The following is a 14,892-nucleotide window of genomic DNA, read 5'->3' as shown; positions in this document are numbered from 1 at the left end:
CCGGGCCTCGGCGGCCGGTTCGCCGCCTGGGACGCCTCCCCTGCCGGTCGCGCCCGCGCCCGCCAAGTGCCTGGCTTGAATTATTCGAACGTTCGAGCGAATATCGAAGGGTGTGGACAGGTCAGCAGGTAGTCGAGGAGCGAGGCGCGGGAGCCGGTGCGCTGGCGTCGCCGCTTTCCGGCCTGCTCCCGGAAGGAGGCATTCGCCCTGGTACCGCGGTGGACGCGGGCGGGGATCTGCCGCTGCTGCTGGCGCTGGCCGCTCTGGCGGCAGCGGATTCGGTGGCATGGGCGGCGGTGGGAGTACCGGAGCTGGGCGGGCTGGCCGCGGCGCAGGCAGGTCTGGATCTGGCCATCGGTCTGGTGGTGAGCGACCCGGGACCGCGCGCGGCCCATGTGCTCGCCGTGCTGCTGGAGTCGGTGCCGGTGGTGCTCGTCGGCGCCTCGGTACGGGTGCCGGAGCGGGCGGTACGCCGGCTGCGGGCGGTGATGCGGCGCAGCGGAGCGGTGCTGCTGGCGGCGGGCCGGTGGCCGGGAGCGGATGTCCGGCTCCGGGTGGCGCCGGTGGGCTGGGCCGGAGTGGGCCGGGGGCACGGGCTGTTGCGCGGCCGCCGGGTGACGGTGACGGCGGGCGGGCGCGGCGCGGCCGCCGCGCCGCGGAGCGCGGAGCTGTGGCTGCCCGGTCCGGACGGTCTGGTGGGCGTGGTGGAGCGGGGGGCGGCGGAGGCCGTACGGAGCGGGGCGCGGGCTGATCTCCGCGTCGTCGGATGACCGGGGCGGCCGATTCCGTACGGGTGGCGGTGGTCTGGGTGCCCGATTTCCCGGTGCTGGCGTGCGGTGCGCAGGACGGTGGGCCGGTGGCGGTGGCGCACCAGGGCGCGGTGGTGGCCTGCTCCGCTTCCGCGCGGGCGGCCGGGGTCCGGCGGCACATGCGGCTGCGGACCGCGCAGGCCCGGTGCCCCGGGCTGCGGGTCGTCGAGCGGGACCTCGCCGCCGAGGTGAGGCTGTTCGAGCAGGTGGTGCACCGCGTGGAGACGGACGTGGTGCCGAGGCTGGAGGTGATCCGCCCCGGGCTGCTCGCGGCGCCGGCGCGCGGGGCCGCGCGCTACTGGGGCGGCGAGCGGCAGCTGTCCGCACGGCTGGTGGGCACCGTCGCCGAACTGGGGCTGCCCGCCCGTGCCGGGATCGCCGACAGCACGTTCGTGGCGGCGCTCGCGGCCCGCCGGGGCGACGGAGTGGTCGTCGCGGCGGGCGGGGACGCCGCGTTCCTGTCCCCGTATCCGGTGGGCGTGCTGGGCGTGCCCCGTCTGACCGAGCTTCTGCGGCAGCTCGGTATGCGTACCGTCGGGGACTTCGCGCGACTGCCGGCGGGCCGGGTCGCCGAGCGGCTCGGCACGGCGGGGATCGGCGCGCACCGCGTCGCCCGCGGAGAGGTGGTCCGGCCGGTGTCCGCGACGACCGCCGTCCAGGACCACACGGTGCGGCGGCTGTTCGAGGTGGCCGAGGAGCAGCTGGACGCGGTCGTGTTCGTGGCGGTCGCCCTCGCGGACGAGCTGCACGAGCGACTGGCGGCGGCGGGAGTGGTGTGCGGGCGGGTGGAGGCCGCGGTCGAGACGGCCGACGGCCGGATCCTGACGCGGATCTTCCGGCACGAGGGGCGGCTGTCCTCCCGGGCGGTCGCCGAGCGGGTGCGCGGCGTGCTGGCCGCCTGGTCCGAGACGGGCCTGCTGGACGCCGGCGACGGGGAGCCGGGAATCCGCCGCCTGTCCCTGCGCCCCGACGGGATCGCTCCGGACACCGGCTCGCAGGGCGCGTTCGACGGGGAGCGGGACACCCCGGTGGAGGTGGAGCGGGCCGCCGCCCGGGTGCAGGCGGTGCTCGGGCACCGCGCGGTCACGCGGATCGTCGAGGTCGGCGGCCGGGGACCGGGCGACCGGATCCGGCTGGTCCCGGTCGGCGACGTCCCCGACGACGGTACGGGTACCGCGGGCGGTCCGTGGCCGGGACTCCTGCCCGCCCCGCACCCGGCGGCGGTCTACCCGGTGCGGCGTCCGGCGCGGCTGACCGGGGCCGACGGCGCGCCGGTCGGTGTGGCCGGCCGGCTGGAGCTGTCGGCCGAGCCCGCGTTGCTCTCGGTCGACGGGCGGCGCCCGGCCGGGGTGAACGGATGGGCCGGGCCGTGGCCGGTGCTGGAGCGGTGGTGGGCGCGGGACGGCGGCCGACGGGTCGCCCGGATGCAGGTCACCACCGACGACGGGCACGCCTGGCTGCTGCTCGTCGACCGGAGCCGGTGGTGGGTGGAGGCCCACTATGGGTGAGCTCCTGCGCCTCCCCACCGCCGCCCGCCCGGAAGAGGACTGGGCCGAACTGCACGCGCACAGCGCGTTCTCCTTCCTCCAGGGGGCGAGCCGGCCGGAGGACCTGGTCGCCGAGGCCGCCCGGCTCGGCATCGGAGTGCTGGCGGTGACGGACAGGGACGGCCTGCACGCCGCACGGCGGCTGCACGCCGCCGCCCGCGAACACGGGATCGGCACGGTCCACGGCGCCGAACTCGCCCTCGGCGACCCCGCCCTGGGAACGCCGGTGGTGCTCGCCCGCTCGGTGGAGGGGTTCCGGCTGCTGTCCTCGGTGATCACCGACGCGCAGCTCGCCGGTTCGAAGAACGCCCCGGTGTACGACCTGGACACGGTGGCCCGAGCGGCGGCCGCGGGGCACTGGGCCGTCCTGCCCGGCTGCCCGCCGCCGGGCACGGACCGGTGCGACGTCACCGCCGTCGCCCACCGGCTCGCCCGGCTCACCGACGTCTTCGGCACCGGCGGTACCTACGCCGAGCTCGTCGACCACCGGATCCCGGAGGACTCGGTCGCCGCCGACGCGATGTGGGTGGCCGCCCGCCGGGCCGGCGTCCCGGTGGTGGCCACCGGTGCCGTGCACTACGCCGCACCCCGTCAGGCCCGCGTGGCGCAGGCGCTCACCGCGCTGCGCCGCCGCGAGACCCTGGACCGGGCCGCCGGGCACCTGATGGCCGCCCCGACCGCCCACCTGCGCCCCCGGGCCGAGCGGGCGGCGTTCCTGTCGCGGTATCCGGGCGTCGCGGACGCCACCGTCGCCCTGGGGCGCGCCTGCGTCATCGACCTCGGCGAACTGCGCCCCGAGCTGCCGGAGTTCGCCGTGCCCGCCGGGCACACGCAGGACTCGTGGCTGAAGGACCGCGCGGAGGCCGCCTGCGCCGGCCGCTACGGCCCGCGCGCCGACCCGGGGGCGGGAGCGGCATGGCGGCAGCTCGACCACGAACTCGACCTCGTCGCCGGACTCGGACTCGCGGGCTACTTCCTGATCGTCCACGACATCGTCCGGCACGCCGCCGAACAGGGGATCTGGTGCCAGGGCCGGGGCTCGGCCGCCAGCAGCGTGATCTGCTACGTCCTCGGCATCACCGCCGTCGACCCGCTCCGGCACGGCCTGCTCTTCGAACGGTTCCTGTCCCTGGAGAAGGCCGGCCCGCCGGACATCGACCTGGACCTGGAGTCCGGGCGCCGCGAGGAGGTCATCCAGTACGTCTACACCCGCTACGGCCGCCTGCACGCCGCCCAGGTCGCCAACATGATCACCTATCAGCCGAGACTCGCGGTCCGCGACGCCGCCCGGGTCCTCGGCTACCCGGAAGCGCAGACCCGGGAGATGACCCGGCACATCCACCACACCCCGCCCGGCCCCGACGCCGGCCTGCCCGGCGACGTCCGCGACCTCGCCGCCCAACTCCACACCCTCCCGAGACACCTCGGGGTGCACTCGGGAGGCATGGTCCTCACCCGGCAGCCCATCGGCGAGATCATGCCCGTGGAGTGGGCGACCGCCGAGGGCCGAAGCGTCCTCCAGGGCGACAAGGACGACGTCGCCGCCGCCGGACTCGTCAAGATCGACCTGCTGGGCCTCGGCATGCTGTCCGCCCTCCACACCGCCTGCGACCTCATCCACGAGTACCACGGCGTCCGTCACGACCTCACATCCATCCCCCAGGACGACCCGGACGTCTACGGGATGATCGCCCGGGGGGACACCATCGGCGTCTTCCAGGTCGAGTCCCGTGCCCAGATCTCCACCCTTCCCCAGCTGCGGCCCACGAAGTTCGAGGACCTGGCCGTCGCCGCGTCGATCATCCGCCCCGGCCCCATCCAGGCCGGCAGCAAGCACCCGCTGCTCCGCCGGCGGCGCGGCGAGGAGACGGTGACGTACCCCCACCCCCTCGCGAAAGCCGCGCTGGAGCCGACCCTCGGCGTCGCCCTCTGGCAGGAACAGGCCATGCAACTCGCGATCGACTGCGCGGGGTTCAGCCCCGGTGAGGCCGACCGGCTCAGAAAGGCGATGGCGGCCAAACACGCCCCGGAGAAGGTCGCCGCGATGCGTGACCGCCTGCTGACCGGTATGGCCGGGCGAGGCATTCCCCCGGCCGCCGCCGAGAAGATCGTCTCGATGATCGAGGCCTTCTCCGACTACGGGTTCCCGCAGTCCCACGCCCAGTCGATGGCCGGACTCATCTACGCCAGCGCCTGGATCAAGCACCACCACCCCGCCGCGCTCATCGCGGCGATCATGGCGCACCAGCCGATGGGCTTCTACGACACCCAGACCCTCATCGGCGACGCGGAACGCCACGGCGTCACCGTCCGGGGACCCGACGTACGGACCTCCCGCGTCCACGCCACCCTCGAACCCGGCCCGATGCCCGATCCGCTGTCCGATCCGGCCCCCGACCCGACGCCCGACTCCGCACCCGACCCGACGCCCGGTCCGGCACCCGGCTCCACCTCCGGTCCGGCCTCCGGTCCGACGTCGGGGACGCTGCCCCCGGCGATCCGCCGCGGTCTGACCAGCGTCACCGGTCTCGGCGAACAGGCCGCCGAGGAGATCGTCGCCCTCCGCGCGGAGCGGCCGTTCGCCGACCTGGACGACTTCGCCGCCCGGACCCGGCTGCCGGCCAGGCTCCTGGAGCAGCTGGCCACCGCGGGCGCGCTCGACGGCCTGGGCGGGGGCGGGCACCGCCGTACCGCCCTGTGGAGCGCCGGCACCGCGCCGGGCCGCAGCCACCAGGCCCCGCTCCCCGGACTCGCCACGCCCGCGACCGCGCCCGAACTCCCCTCCATGACCGCCGCCGAGGAGACCACCGCCGACATCACCGTCACCGGCGCCAGCGCCACCGCCCACCCCGTCCAGCACATCCGCCCCCGCCTGGACCGCCTCGGCACGCTCACCGCGGCCGCCGCCCGTACGCTCGCCGACAGGGCCCCGGTCCGGATCGGCGGGCTGCCGAAGTACCTCCAACGTCCCCCGACCGCGCACGGCGTGGCCTTCGGCGCGATCGAGGACGAGACCGGCATGGTCAACCTCGTCTTCGCCCCGCACGTCTGGGACCGCTGCCACCGCACCCTCCTCGACGCCCCCGCCGTCATCGTCACCGGCCGGGTCGAGCGCTCCGACGGCACCGTCAACGTCGCCGTCGACCGGGTGGAGGCGGTCACCGTGGCCGCACCCGTTCCCCGACGCCACGTCGGGCGGCGATAGGGCCGGACAGGCCCCTGAAGCATCTGCCGGACGTACCGCACGCGCTTTCCGCCCATGATCATCAGATGTGGTGAACTCCCCATCTCCCAGGGGTGATACGCCGATATCGCCCACCATGATGAGGTCGTCCCGCCCACCTCCCCACAGGAGTACGACGATGTCAGAGACGTCCGAGCCCAACGTCGGTGCCTTCACCCTCGGCGGCCCGCTCACCGCTGAACCGGCCGGTCGCATCGAGGTGCCGGACCACGAGGAGTGGCCCCTGCCGAACGGCTTCGCGTGGGTCTTCCCCGGCGAGGGAAACAACGGCAACCTCGTCCGGCCCGTGATCCTGGCCGACGGCTTCAACCTCGGCCGGAGCAAGCTCGACGTGCTCTACCACGGGCTGGAGAACGGCAGCTTCCCGTTCATCAGCGAGCTGCGCCGGCGCGGCAGGGACGTGATCCTCCTCGGCTTCGACGAGCGCAGCGCGTCGATCCTGGACAACGCGGAGGCCGCGTTGGCCGCCATCCTGCGGACGTCCGCCGAGCAGCTGGGCGACGCCCGCCTGGTCGTCGGCGGCTTCAGCATGGGAGGCATCGTCACCCGCTACGCACTCGCCAAGATGGAGAGGCGGCGGATGGACCACCGGACCGCGCTGTACTTCTCCTACGACAGCCCGCACCGCGGCGCTTCCATCCCCGTCGGCGTGCAGGCGTTCTCCCACTTCATCCCCTTCCCGAACGACTTCGCGCGGCAGATGAACAGCCCGGCCGCGCGTCAGATGCTGTGGCAGCACTACGACAAGGACACCGAGAAGATCACGGTCGCCCCGGAGCGCACGGAGTTCCTCGACGCCCTGGAGCGGGTCGGCAACTGGCCGCAGATCCCGATGAAGCTCGCCGTGGCCAACGGCCGCGCCGACGGCATCGGTCTGCCGGACGTGAAGCCCGGTGAGGTCGCGCTGCGGATCGACCGGATCTACCCCGGCACCACCTTCTACACCCAGGCCCAGGGCGACGACGTGACGGCCGCGTACCTGAACCGCAGGTTCCCCAAGGCCGAGCAGACCGTCGCGACCAACGGCTTCCCCGAGCTGGACGGCGCGCCGGGCGGAACCCTGCACACGTACAAGATCCTCTCCGGGGCGATGGAGAAGCTCGGCGGCAAGATCGACCTGCGTCACGAGGACGTCTGTTTCGTCCCCACGGTCAGCGCGGTCGCGATCCGCGACTTCGAGAAGCAGGACGACCTGTACGCGAACGTCGGTGACCTGGACCCGCAGGAGAGCGAACTCGACGACTTCCTCTGCTCGTCCACGACCACCGCGCACACGGGGATCACCGAGGAGCTGTGCACCTGGATCATGGACCGGCTTCCCGACTGATCCTGGTCCCGAGTGACGGGGCTGCCGTCCGCCCGCACCCCGCGGACGGCAGCCCTTTCGTCACACGGTACGGACACACGTACGGACACGGACACGAATACGGACGCGGATGAACGCACGGGGCGCGCCCGGTGCGGGCCGGTCCGGTCCGGCCCGCCAGGGCGGCACGGGGCCGGAGTCACGCCCGTACCGCGCGGTCATCATGGAACCCATGACTTCTCCGCCACAACGCTGGGCGCGGGCCGAGCGCCTCGACGCCGCCAGGACGCTCGACGCCCTTCAGGCCCGGACCGGAGTCCGGCTGACCCTCGACGGCCTCTGCCCGGGCGGACAGGTCGGCACCGCCTATGTGCGCTGGCCGGACCATCGCCGGTCCGTGCTCAAGTGGCGGCCGCACAGCCGCGTGGCGGACCTGGAGGCAGGGCCGCTCACCGTCAGCCGGGTGCTACGGCACGCGGGCTGCCCGGCCCCGGCCACCGAACTGGTGGCGCAGGTCGGCCACGCGGTCGTCCTGGTCCAGGAGCTCCTGCCCGGCACGAAGGTCGACCACCTCGACCACGAGGTCCTGGTCCAGGCCCTCGGACTCAACCGCTTGCAGGCGGGCCGGCTCGCCGATCACCCCGACGTCCCCGCCACGGAGCTGTTCCTGCGCCAGGACGGCCCCGGATACTGCCTGCACGAGCCCCTGCGCCGGCACAACCGTCGCAGCGCCGCGCTGGAGCGCCGGGTCGCCGCGATCGGAGCGGACCATCCCGACCGACTGGCCGGCGACGATGCCGTGCACATGGACTTCCACCCCGGGAACCTCCTGGCGGCCGGCGGCTCGATCACCGGCGTCGTCGACTGGGACGGAGCCGCCCGCGGTGACCACCGGTTCGACCTGGTCACCCTGCGCTTCGGCATCCACGACGGGGGAGCGGACCCGGAGGCGGCACGACACCTCGACGACGTCCTCGACGCGGTCCCCGAGGACGTCCTGCGGCCCGCATGGGCCCACATGGGCCTCCGCATGGTCGACTGGGCCATCAGACACTTCGCCCCGTCCGACGTGGAGCACTGGCTCGACCTCGCAGAACAGCGCGTGAGCTGACGGGCGGCTGAGGAAGCGCCCGGCCGGGCGGCGCTGCTTCCTCAGCCGCCCGGGCGATCGGCCCGGTGCGCCGCCCAACGCTCCATCATCGAGCCGAGTTCCTTCTCCAGGAACCGGAAGAACTCCAGGGTGTCGTCGATCCGGCGCCCCTGCGGGGTGTCGAGGCCGAACTGCTCCACGCCCTCCCGCAACGTGGCCTGCCAGTTCTTCAGGAAGGTGTCCCGCTCCAGCAGCGCGTCGTGCCACTGGTCGCCCTGCACGCGATAGCGCTCACGCCGGGACCCCGGCTCCCGCTCACGGCTGACCATGTTGACCTGGGCGAGATAGCGGACGGCTCCCGACACGGCCGCCGGGCTGATCTTCAGCTGCTCGCTCAGCTCGGCGGAGGTGAGTGCGCCCTCCTCCGACGAGAGCAGGGCGGCGAAGACTCTGGCGGGCATGCGCGCCATGCCCGCCTGGCACAGCTGGGCGGCGAAGCGCTCCACGAACCGGGAGACGGCTGCCCCGTCGTCGCCGTCCACGCGGCCCTCTTTCTGCCGCTCGTCCATGCTCCGACCTCGGTCCCTGTGGTTCCTGGCACGTGTGCGCCTATGCTTCCGGCCAGTCTATCGAGCGATTCATACAGTTTCTTAACTTCACATACTTCTGAAAGAAGCGTACTTTCGGAAGATGAAGAAGGCCATCACCGTCGCCGGACTCCACAAGTCGTTCGGTCGGACGCACGCCCTCGCGGGCCTGGACCTCGCCGTCGAAGCAGGTGAGGTCCACGGCTTCCTCGGACCCAACGGGGCCGGCAAGTCCACGACGATCCGCATCCTGCTGGGACTGCTGCGCGCAGACTCCGGCGGGGCCCAACTCCTCGGCAAGGACCCGTGGAAGGACGCGGTCGAGCTGCACCGGCGGCTCGCCTACGTCCCCGGGGACGTGGAGCTGTGGCCGGGCCTCACCGGAGGCGAGGCCATCGACCTGCTGGCGAAGCTGCGCGGCGGCCTCGACCGGCGGCGGCGCGACGAACTCATCGAACGGTTCGACCTCGATCCGGTCAAGAAGGGCCGCGCCTACTCCAAGGGCAACCGGCAGAAGGTCGCCATCGTCGCCGCTCTCGCCTCCGACGCCGAACTGCTCCTCCTCGACGAGCCGACGGCGGGCCTCGACCCCCTGATGGAGGTCGTCTTCCAGGACGTCATCCTTCAGGCGAAGGCGGCGGGGAAGACCGTGCTGCTCTCCAGCCACATCCTGGCCCAGGTCGAGAAGCTCTGCGACCGCGTCAGCATCGTCCGCCAGGGCCGCACCGTGCAGTCGGGCACGCTCGGCGAGATGCGCCACCTCACGCGTACGACCGTCGAGGCCGAGACCGAGCGCCCGGCCACCGGGCTCGACGCACTGCCCGGTGTGCACGACCTGAAGGCGACGGACCGGCGGGTGAACTTCGCCGTGGACGGGGCACACCTCGACGCCGCGATCCGCAGGCTCGGCGAGTTCGGCATCCGGAGCCTGACCAGCCACCCGCCGACGCTCGAAGAGCTGATGCTGCGCCATTACGGCGACGAGCTCGCGTCCAACGGCCGTACAGGGAACGGCGACCCCGCGCCCTCCGGCGCACCGACACCCTCCGATGCGGCCGCCACCTCCGCCCCCTCCACCGCCCCCGGCGGAAAGGACGGCGTTCCCCGATGACCGGCACCGTCGCGCCGCTCGACGCCCCCGGAAGGAGCGCGCCCACCGGGACCGCCGCTTCCGTCGCCTTCACCGGCACCGGGACCCTGGTCCGCTTCGGCCTGCGTCGGGACCGCGTCCGTATGTCCGTATGGCTGCTCGCCCTCACCCTGGGCACGCTGGCCACGGCGGCCGAGTACAAGGCGCTGTACTCCACTCCCGAAGAGCGCGCCGCCGCCGTCGGCTCCATGGACAGCCCGGCCGCGCTCGCCATGACCGGCCCTCGTCACTATCTCTCCGACTACACCGCCGGAGCGATGCTAGGTCACCAACTGCTCGGCTTCATGGCCGTCCTGGTGGGCCTGATGAGCGTCCTGATCGTCACGCGCCACACGCGCGACGAGGAGGAGACCGGCCGCGCCGAACTGGTCCGCTCCACCGTCGTCGGACACCACGCGCACCTCGCCGCCGCACTGGTGCTCGCCGCCCTGGCCAACCTCGCGCTCGCCCTGCTGCTGGCCCTGGGGCTCACCGCGACGGGCGTCGACGGAATCGGCCCCGGCGGGGCACTGCTGTACGGCCTCACGCATGCCGCGATCGGGCTCGTCTTCGCCGGGGCCGCCGCGGTCACCGCACAGATCACGGCGCACACCCGGGGCGCCACGGGCATGGCGCTCGCGGCGATCGGCGCCGCCTACGTGCTGCGGGCCTCGGGCGACGTGGGCAACGACGCCCTGTCCTGGCTGAGCCCGATCGGCTGGATCCAGCGCACCTACGTCTTCGTCGACGACCGGTGGTGGCCGTTGGCGCTCTGCCTGGCCCTCGCCGCGCTGTCCGCGGCGTACGGCTTCGTGCTGAGCACCCGGCGCGATGTCGGCGCGGGTCTGCGCGCCGCCCGGCTCGGCCGGCGTACGGCGTCCGACGCCCTCACCCGGCCCTTCGGCTTCGCCCTGCGGCTGCACCGGGCGACCCTGCTGGGCTTCGGCGCCGGACTGTGCCTGATGGGCGTCATGTACGGCTCCATCCTCGGCGAGGCCGCCGGCATGGTGAAGGACGTCGAGCAGGTGCAGGAGGCGCTGGCGAGGATCGGCGGCAGCACCGTGGCCGAGGCGTTCGCGTCCATGGTGATGGTCGTGGTCGCGGTCGTCGCCGCCGTGTACGTGGTGATGGCCGCACTGCGACCGCGCGCCGAGGAGAGCGCCGGGCGTGCCGAACCGCTCCTGGCCACCGGCCTCTCCCGGGACCGCTGGCTCGGGAGCCACGTCGCCGTCGCCCTGGCCGGCGGCACGGCGCTGCTGGTCCTCGCCGGGCTGGGCTTCGGCCTCGCGGGCGCGGCGTCGGCGGGGGACGGGGGCCTGGTCCTCGACCTGGTCGGAGCGGCCGCCGCGTACGCCCCCGCCCTGTGGGTGACCGTCGGCGTGGCCGTCCTGCTCTTCGGCTGGTTCCCGCGTGCGGTGGCGCTGGCCTGGATCGTGCCCGTGTACGCGTTCCTCGTCGGGTACCTGGGGCCGATCCTCCAGCTCCCGGACTGGACGAGGAACCTGTCGCCCTTCGGTCATGTGCCCCGACTCCCGGCCGCCGGGATGAACGGGACCCCCCTGCTCGTCCTGACCGCCGTCGCCGCCGGGCTGATCCTGCTGGGCCTGACGGGCTTCCGCCGCCGGGACCTGGAGACCAAATGACCTAGGAACCTGTGAGCGGTGCGTTCGGAAAGGGCTGAAACGGCGTTTTGTGACCCTCGCTCGGGCGGAACCGGACTTTCCGTCCGTTCGCGCCGGAGGGAGGCGCTCCGGTGTCCTCCAGCAAGGGTGCCGGGACGCGGCACGAGTGCGAGTTCGACATGAAGGAGACGTACACGGTCTGCCGGCGGCCGGAGGTCTGCAACGCGAGCACCGGGACCCTCGTGCGGGTCAATACACCCAGCACCCTTCGTGCAGAGCTTTCTGTCCTGGCAGTGCCGCGCCGCGCTACCGAACGCTCCTGCCAGGACAGGACGCTCTTCGAGGTTCCATCACCATCCCGTCCACAGCAGGTGGTTGATCAGCAGAGCCGGGATCGCCGACGCGGCCAGCCACCACCGCACACCCCGGCGGGGGAGCAGCGCCGTCGCCGGCAGCAGCCACAGCAGGAACGGCTGCCAGATGCGCTCGGTCTCCGCCTTGCTCATGCCGGAGAGGTCCGCGGCCAGCAGCGCCGCCAGCGCCGCCAGGACGAGCAGCGCGAGCCTCGCTTCCGGGGAGGCCGCCGCGGAGCCGCCCCGCAGCGCCCGTACGGCACCGGGCACGGCCATCGCGCTCCGGCGCAGCCCGGCCACGGCGGCGAGGCCGGTCGCGAGGGTCGCGCAGGCGAGGTTGGCCCAGACCCAGTAGCCGTACGGGCGGACGCCGCCCGCGCCCTGGTAGTAGCGCTCGACCAGCAGGTGGTAGGCGGTCCACCAGTTGAACCCGGCGAGGGTGAAGGCCACCGGGACCACGAGGGCGCCGAGCAGGAACCACGGCACCGGGCGGGCGGTCCGGGCGAGCACCAGCACGGCCAGCAGGACGGCCGCCATCAGCCCCAGCCCGTAACTGAGGTAGCAGGTCCACCCGAACAGCAGACCTCCACCGGCCGCCGCCACGGCCGGGAAGCGGACCCGGCGGGTGGCGGCCAGCGCGAGCAGCGCCACCGACCAGGCGGCCACCGCCGTGAAGTAGCCGTCGGCGGAGACGCCCGCCCAGACGGCGGCCGGGGCGAGGACGAGGAAGGGCGCGGCGCGCCGGGCCAGACGCTCCTCGGCCAGCACGCGCACGGTGACCAGGGCGGCCAGCACCCCCGAACCGCCCACCACGACGCAGAAGACGGCCGCCCAGGCGCCGCCACCGAGACCGACGCGGTCCAGCCAGACGAAGGTCAGCGTCGCGCCCGGCGGGTGCCCGGCGATGTGCGCGGGCCAGTTGCCGGGCTCGCCGATCACGATGTGGTTCGTGAAGTCGCGCAGGGTGGCGGGAATGTCCTCGAAGCGGTCGATGACCCGCAAGTACTCGTGCTTCGTGGTGAGCCGCTTCGCGACGCCCCGGTGCCAGCCGTCGATCAGCGCCAGCGAGAAGACCCAGGCCGTCGACCCGGCCCAAGCCGCCGCCAGCAGCCCGCGCCAGGGCAGCCGGGCGGCGAGCGCCGGACCGTGGACGACCACCAGGACCGCCATGACCAGGGCGGCCGGAGTGCCGGGCCCCAGGTGCGGGTCCCAGGAAGCCAGCAGCGGCGGCCACTGGGCGCGCAGACTCCCGTCCCGGTTCTGGATGACCTGGCCGACGACCACCGCGGCCGTGACCAGCAGCACGCCCGCGGCGGCGGCGACCAGGTCGGCCCGCCCCGCGCGCCGGGCGCGGCCGTGGTCGTGGTCCGGCGGCGCGGGCGGGCCGTGCCCCGTGCCGCCGACGGTGTTCGTGGGGGTGGCGTCCTCGGTCTTCACGCTGGCACGCTATGCACACCGGGCGCCGATCGGGTGGTACGGCAGGGCCGCGTCACCGATCCGTCAGATTCACCCGTTCGGCGGCGACGGCCGTTGCGGCGACGCCCGGTACACCACGCCCTGCCGCCACGACGTCAGAATTCCGTCAGGAGTCGCGTCCGCCCGTCGACGCCGATCCCCGCCTAGCGTCGGCCCCATGCCCGTACGCCGTCGCATCCGCTCCCTCCCCGACTCCCTCCGCGCCCTGCGCACCCCTGCCGACCCTGCCTTCTGGCGCAGCCCCGTGCGCGGAGCGCGCTTCACCGCCGTGCTCGGCGTCGTCCTGCTCGCCGGACTCACCCTCCTGTTCGTCACGGGCCTGCTCTCGTACGCGGCCTACAACCCCGACCTGAACCGGGTCAACGACAAGACCCCGGGCAAGGGGTGGCTCGGTTTCTACCTGTTCTCCTGGCCGACCGGCCCGCACTGGCTCTACCGGCTGACCCAGGGCCTGCACGTCACCGTCGGCATCGTGCTCGTGCCCGTCCTGCTCGCCAAGCTCTGGTCGGTGGTCCCCCGGCTCTTCGCGCTGCCGCCCGCCCGTTCCGTGGGCCACGCCCTGGAACGGATCTCGCTGCTCCTGCTCGTGGGCGGGGCGCTGTTCCAGTTCGTCACCGGACTGCTCAACATCCAGCTGGACTACCTCTTCCCCGGGTCCTTCTACACCCTGCACTTCTACGGGGCCTGGGTCTTCCTCGCCGGGTTCATCACCCATGTGGCGCTCAAGACGCCGCAGGCCGTACGGGTGTTGCGGGGCGGCATCCCGCGCGGCGGACCGGACACCCTCGCCGCCCCGGACCCGCTGCCCGCCACCCTGTCCCGGCGCGGCGCGCTGGCCCTCGTGGGGGCCGGGTCGCTCCTCCTGCTGGTCACCTCGGCCGGCCGCAGCTTCGACGGGCCGCTGCGCCGCATCGCGCTCCTCACCCCGCGCGGCGGCACCGACCCGGGGCCGGGGCCGAACGCCTTCCAGGTCAACAAGACCGCCGACGCCCTGCGGATCAGGCCCGCCGAGACCGGTGAGAGCTGGCGGCTGACGGTGCGGGGGCCGGCCGGGGAGTTCCGTCTCTCCCGGGCCGAACTGCTGGCCATGGAACAGCACGGCGCCGCGCTCCCGATCGCCTGCGTGGAGGGCTGGTCGACCTCGGACCAGCGGTGGCGCGGAGTGCGGCTCTCCGATCTGGCGGCGCTCGCCGGATACCCGGACCGGCCGCCGGGCGTGTTCGTCGAGTCGCTCCAGCGCAGCGGCTCGTTCCGCAAGGCCGCGCTCCGCGACAACCAGGTCCGCGACGGCCGCTCGCTGCTCGCGCTGGAGGTGAACGGCGCGCCCCTGTCGGCCGACCACGGCTACCCGGCCAGGATCATCGTCCCCGCCGCGCCCGGGGTGCTGAACACCAAGTGGGTCGAGACCCTGACGTTCGGAGAGCTGTGATGTCCACCCGAGCCGTACCGCCCGCGCCGGCCGCCCGCCGCTCGCGTTTCTCGCCGCGCCGCCTGTACGGCGAGGGCCCGTTCCACCTCCTGCTGCTCGCCGCCACGTTCGCTCTGGCCGGCTACGCGGGCGTACGGCTGCTGGACGGGGACACCGTCGGCGTGCTGCTCTGGTTCGCCGGGTCGGCCGTCCTGCACGACCTGGTGCTGCTGCCGGTGTACGCGGGGGCCGACCGGGCGCTGCGCGCCGCGCTCGGCCCCCGGCAGGCCCTGGTGAACTTCGTCCGGGTGCCGGCGTTCC

General features: G+C 73.8%; 10 protein-coding genes. 8 read left to right on the top strand and 2 right to left on the bottom strand.

Annotated features, from left to right (window positions below; genetic code table 11):
• Positions 1 to 218 precede the first annotated feature (218 nt).
• The 5 genes from OG245_RS02285 (at position 219) to OG245_RS02265 (ending at position 8,017) form a co-directional block, all read left to right on the top strand.
• Positions 219 to 770: a hypothetical protein gene (locus OG245_RS02285; RefSeq protein ID WP_371621857.1), complete on the top strand. Its 552-nt coding sequence runs from the start codon at positions 219 to 221 to the stop codon at positions 768 to 770.
• Positions 767 to 2,317, top strand: coding sequence for a DNA polymerase Y family protein (locus OG245_RS02280; protein ID WP_371621856.1), 1,551 nt, complete (start codon positions 767 to 769; stop codon positions 2,315 to 2,317). Before OG245_RS02285 ends, OG245_RS02280 begins: the two co-directional genes overlap by 4 nt.
• Complete coding sequence (locus OG245_RS02275) at positions 2,310 to 5,561, top strand: error-prone DNA polymerase (protein ID WP_371621855.1); 3,252 nt, start codon at positions 2,310 to 2,312, stop codon at positions 5,559 to 5,561. The genes OG245_RS02280 and OG245_RS02275 overlap by 8 nt, the downstream gene beginning before the upstream one ends.
• A gap of 157 nt (positions 5,562 to 5,718) precedes the next feature.
• Positions 5,719 to 6,927 (top strand): esterase/lipase family protein, encoded by a 1,209-nt coding sequence (locus tag OG245_RS02270; RefSeq protein WP_371621854.1) that lies wholly within the window; start codon positions 5,719 to 5,721, stop codon positions 6,925 to 6,927.
• A 211-nt stretch (positions 6,928 to 7,138) separates the two neighbouring features.
• Positions 7,139 to 8,017 (top strand): phosphotransferase, encoded by an 879-nt coding sequence (locus tag OG245_RS02265; protein WP_371621853.1) that lies wholly within the window; start codon positions 7,139 to 7,141, stop codon positions 8,015 to 8,017.
• Between the two features lie 41 nt (positions 8,018 to 8,058).
• On the opposite strand, the gene OG245_RS02260 is transcribed toward OG245_RS02265, so the two are convergent.
• Entirely contained in the window at positions 8,059 to 8,565 is a 507-nt protein-coding gene (locus tag OG245_RS02260) for a GbsR/MarR family transcriptional regulator (RefSeq protein WP_371621852.1), read from the bottom strand.
• A 121-nt stretch (positions 8,566 to 8,686) separates the two neighbouring features.
• Here OG245_RS02260 and OG245_RS02255 point away from each other — a divergent pair, with 121 nt between their 5' ends.
• Positions 8,687 to 9,694 (top strand): ATP-binding cassette domain-containing protein, encoded by a 1,008-nt coding sequence (locus OG245_RS02255; protein ID WP_371621851.1) that lies wholly within the window; start codon positions 8,687 to 8,689, stop codon positions 9,692 to 9,694.
• A complete protein-coding gene (locus OG245_RS02250; RefSeq protein WP_371621850.1) occupies positions 9,691 to 11,355 on the top strand; it encodes an ABC transporter permease in 1,665 nt (554 codons plus the stop codon). The genes OG245_RS02255 and OG245_RS02250 overlap by 4 nt, the downstream gene beginning before the upstream one ends.
• A 329-nt stretch (positions 11,356 to 11,684) precedes the next feature.
• Here the strand turns inward: OG245_RS02250 and OG245_RS02245 are convergent, their stop codons facing one another.
• Complete coding sequence (locus OG245_RS02245; RefSeq protein ID WP_371621849.1) at positions 11,685 to 13,124, bottom strand: hypothetical protein; 1,440 nt, start codon at positions 13,122 to 13,124, stop codon at positions 11,685 to 11,687.
• Between the two features lie 196 nt (positions 13,125 to 13,320).
• Here OG245_RS02245 and OG245_RS02240 point away from each other — a divergent pair, with 196 nt between their 5' ends.
• Positions 13,321 to 14,592, top strand: a complete 1,272-nt coding sequence (locus tag OG245_RS02240; RefSeq protein WP_371621848.1) for a molybdopterin-dependent oxidoreductase — start codon at positions 13,321 to 13,323, stop codon at positions 14,590 to 14,592.
• Positions 14,593 to 14,892: the final 300 nt, after the last annotated feature.

The sequence above is a fragment of the Streptomyces sp. NBC_01116 genome, assembly GCF_041435495.1.
GTDB lineage: Bacteria > Actinomycetota > Actinomycetes > Streptomycetales > Streptomycetaceae > Streptomyces.
Note: the sequence above shows the minus strand (reverse complement) of the source record. Positions and strands in the feature narration are given on the sequence as shown.

What these genes read in the sequence shown, in the direction of transcription:
- OG245_RS02280 (WP_371621856.1), top strand. Translation starts at nt 767, where the DNA reads ATGACCGGGGCGGCCGATTCCGTACGGGTGGCGGTGGTCTGGGTGCCC.
- OG245_RS02275 (WP_371621855.1), top strand. Translation starts at nt 2,310, where the DNA reads ATGGGTGAGCTCCTGCGCCTCCCCACCGCCGCCCGCCCGGAAGAGGAC.
- OG245_RS02270 (WP_371621854.1), top strand. Translation starts at nt 5,719, where the DNA reads ATGTCAGAGACGTCCGAGCCCAACGTCGGTGCCTTCACCCTCGGCGGC.
- OG245_RS02265 (WP_371621853.1), top strand. Translation starts at nt 7,139, where the DNA reads ATGACTTCTCCGCCACAACGCTGGGCGCGGGCCGAGCGCCTCGACGCC.
- OG245_RS02260 (WP_371621852.1), bottom strand. Translation starts at nt 8,565, where the DNA reads ATGGACGAGCGGCAGAAAGAGGGCCGCGTGGACGGCGACGACGGGGCA.
- OG245_RS02255 (WP_371621851.1), top strand. Translation starts at nt 8,687, where the DNA reads ATGAAGAAGGCCATCACCGTCGCCGGACTCCACAAGTCGTTCGGTCGG.
- OG245_RS02250 (WP_371621850.1), top strand. Translation starts at nt 9,691, where the DNA reads ATGACCGGCACCGTCGCGCCGCTCGACGCCCCCGGAAGGAGCGCGCCC.
- OG245_RS02240 (WP_371621848.1), top strand. Translation starts at nt 13,321, where the DNA reads ATGCCCGTACGCCGTCGCATCCGCTCCCTCCCCGACTCCCTCCGCGCC.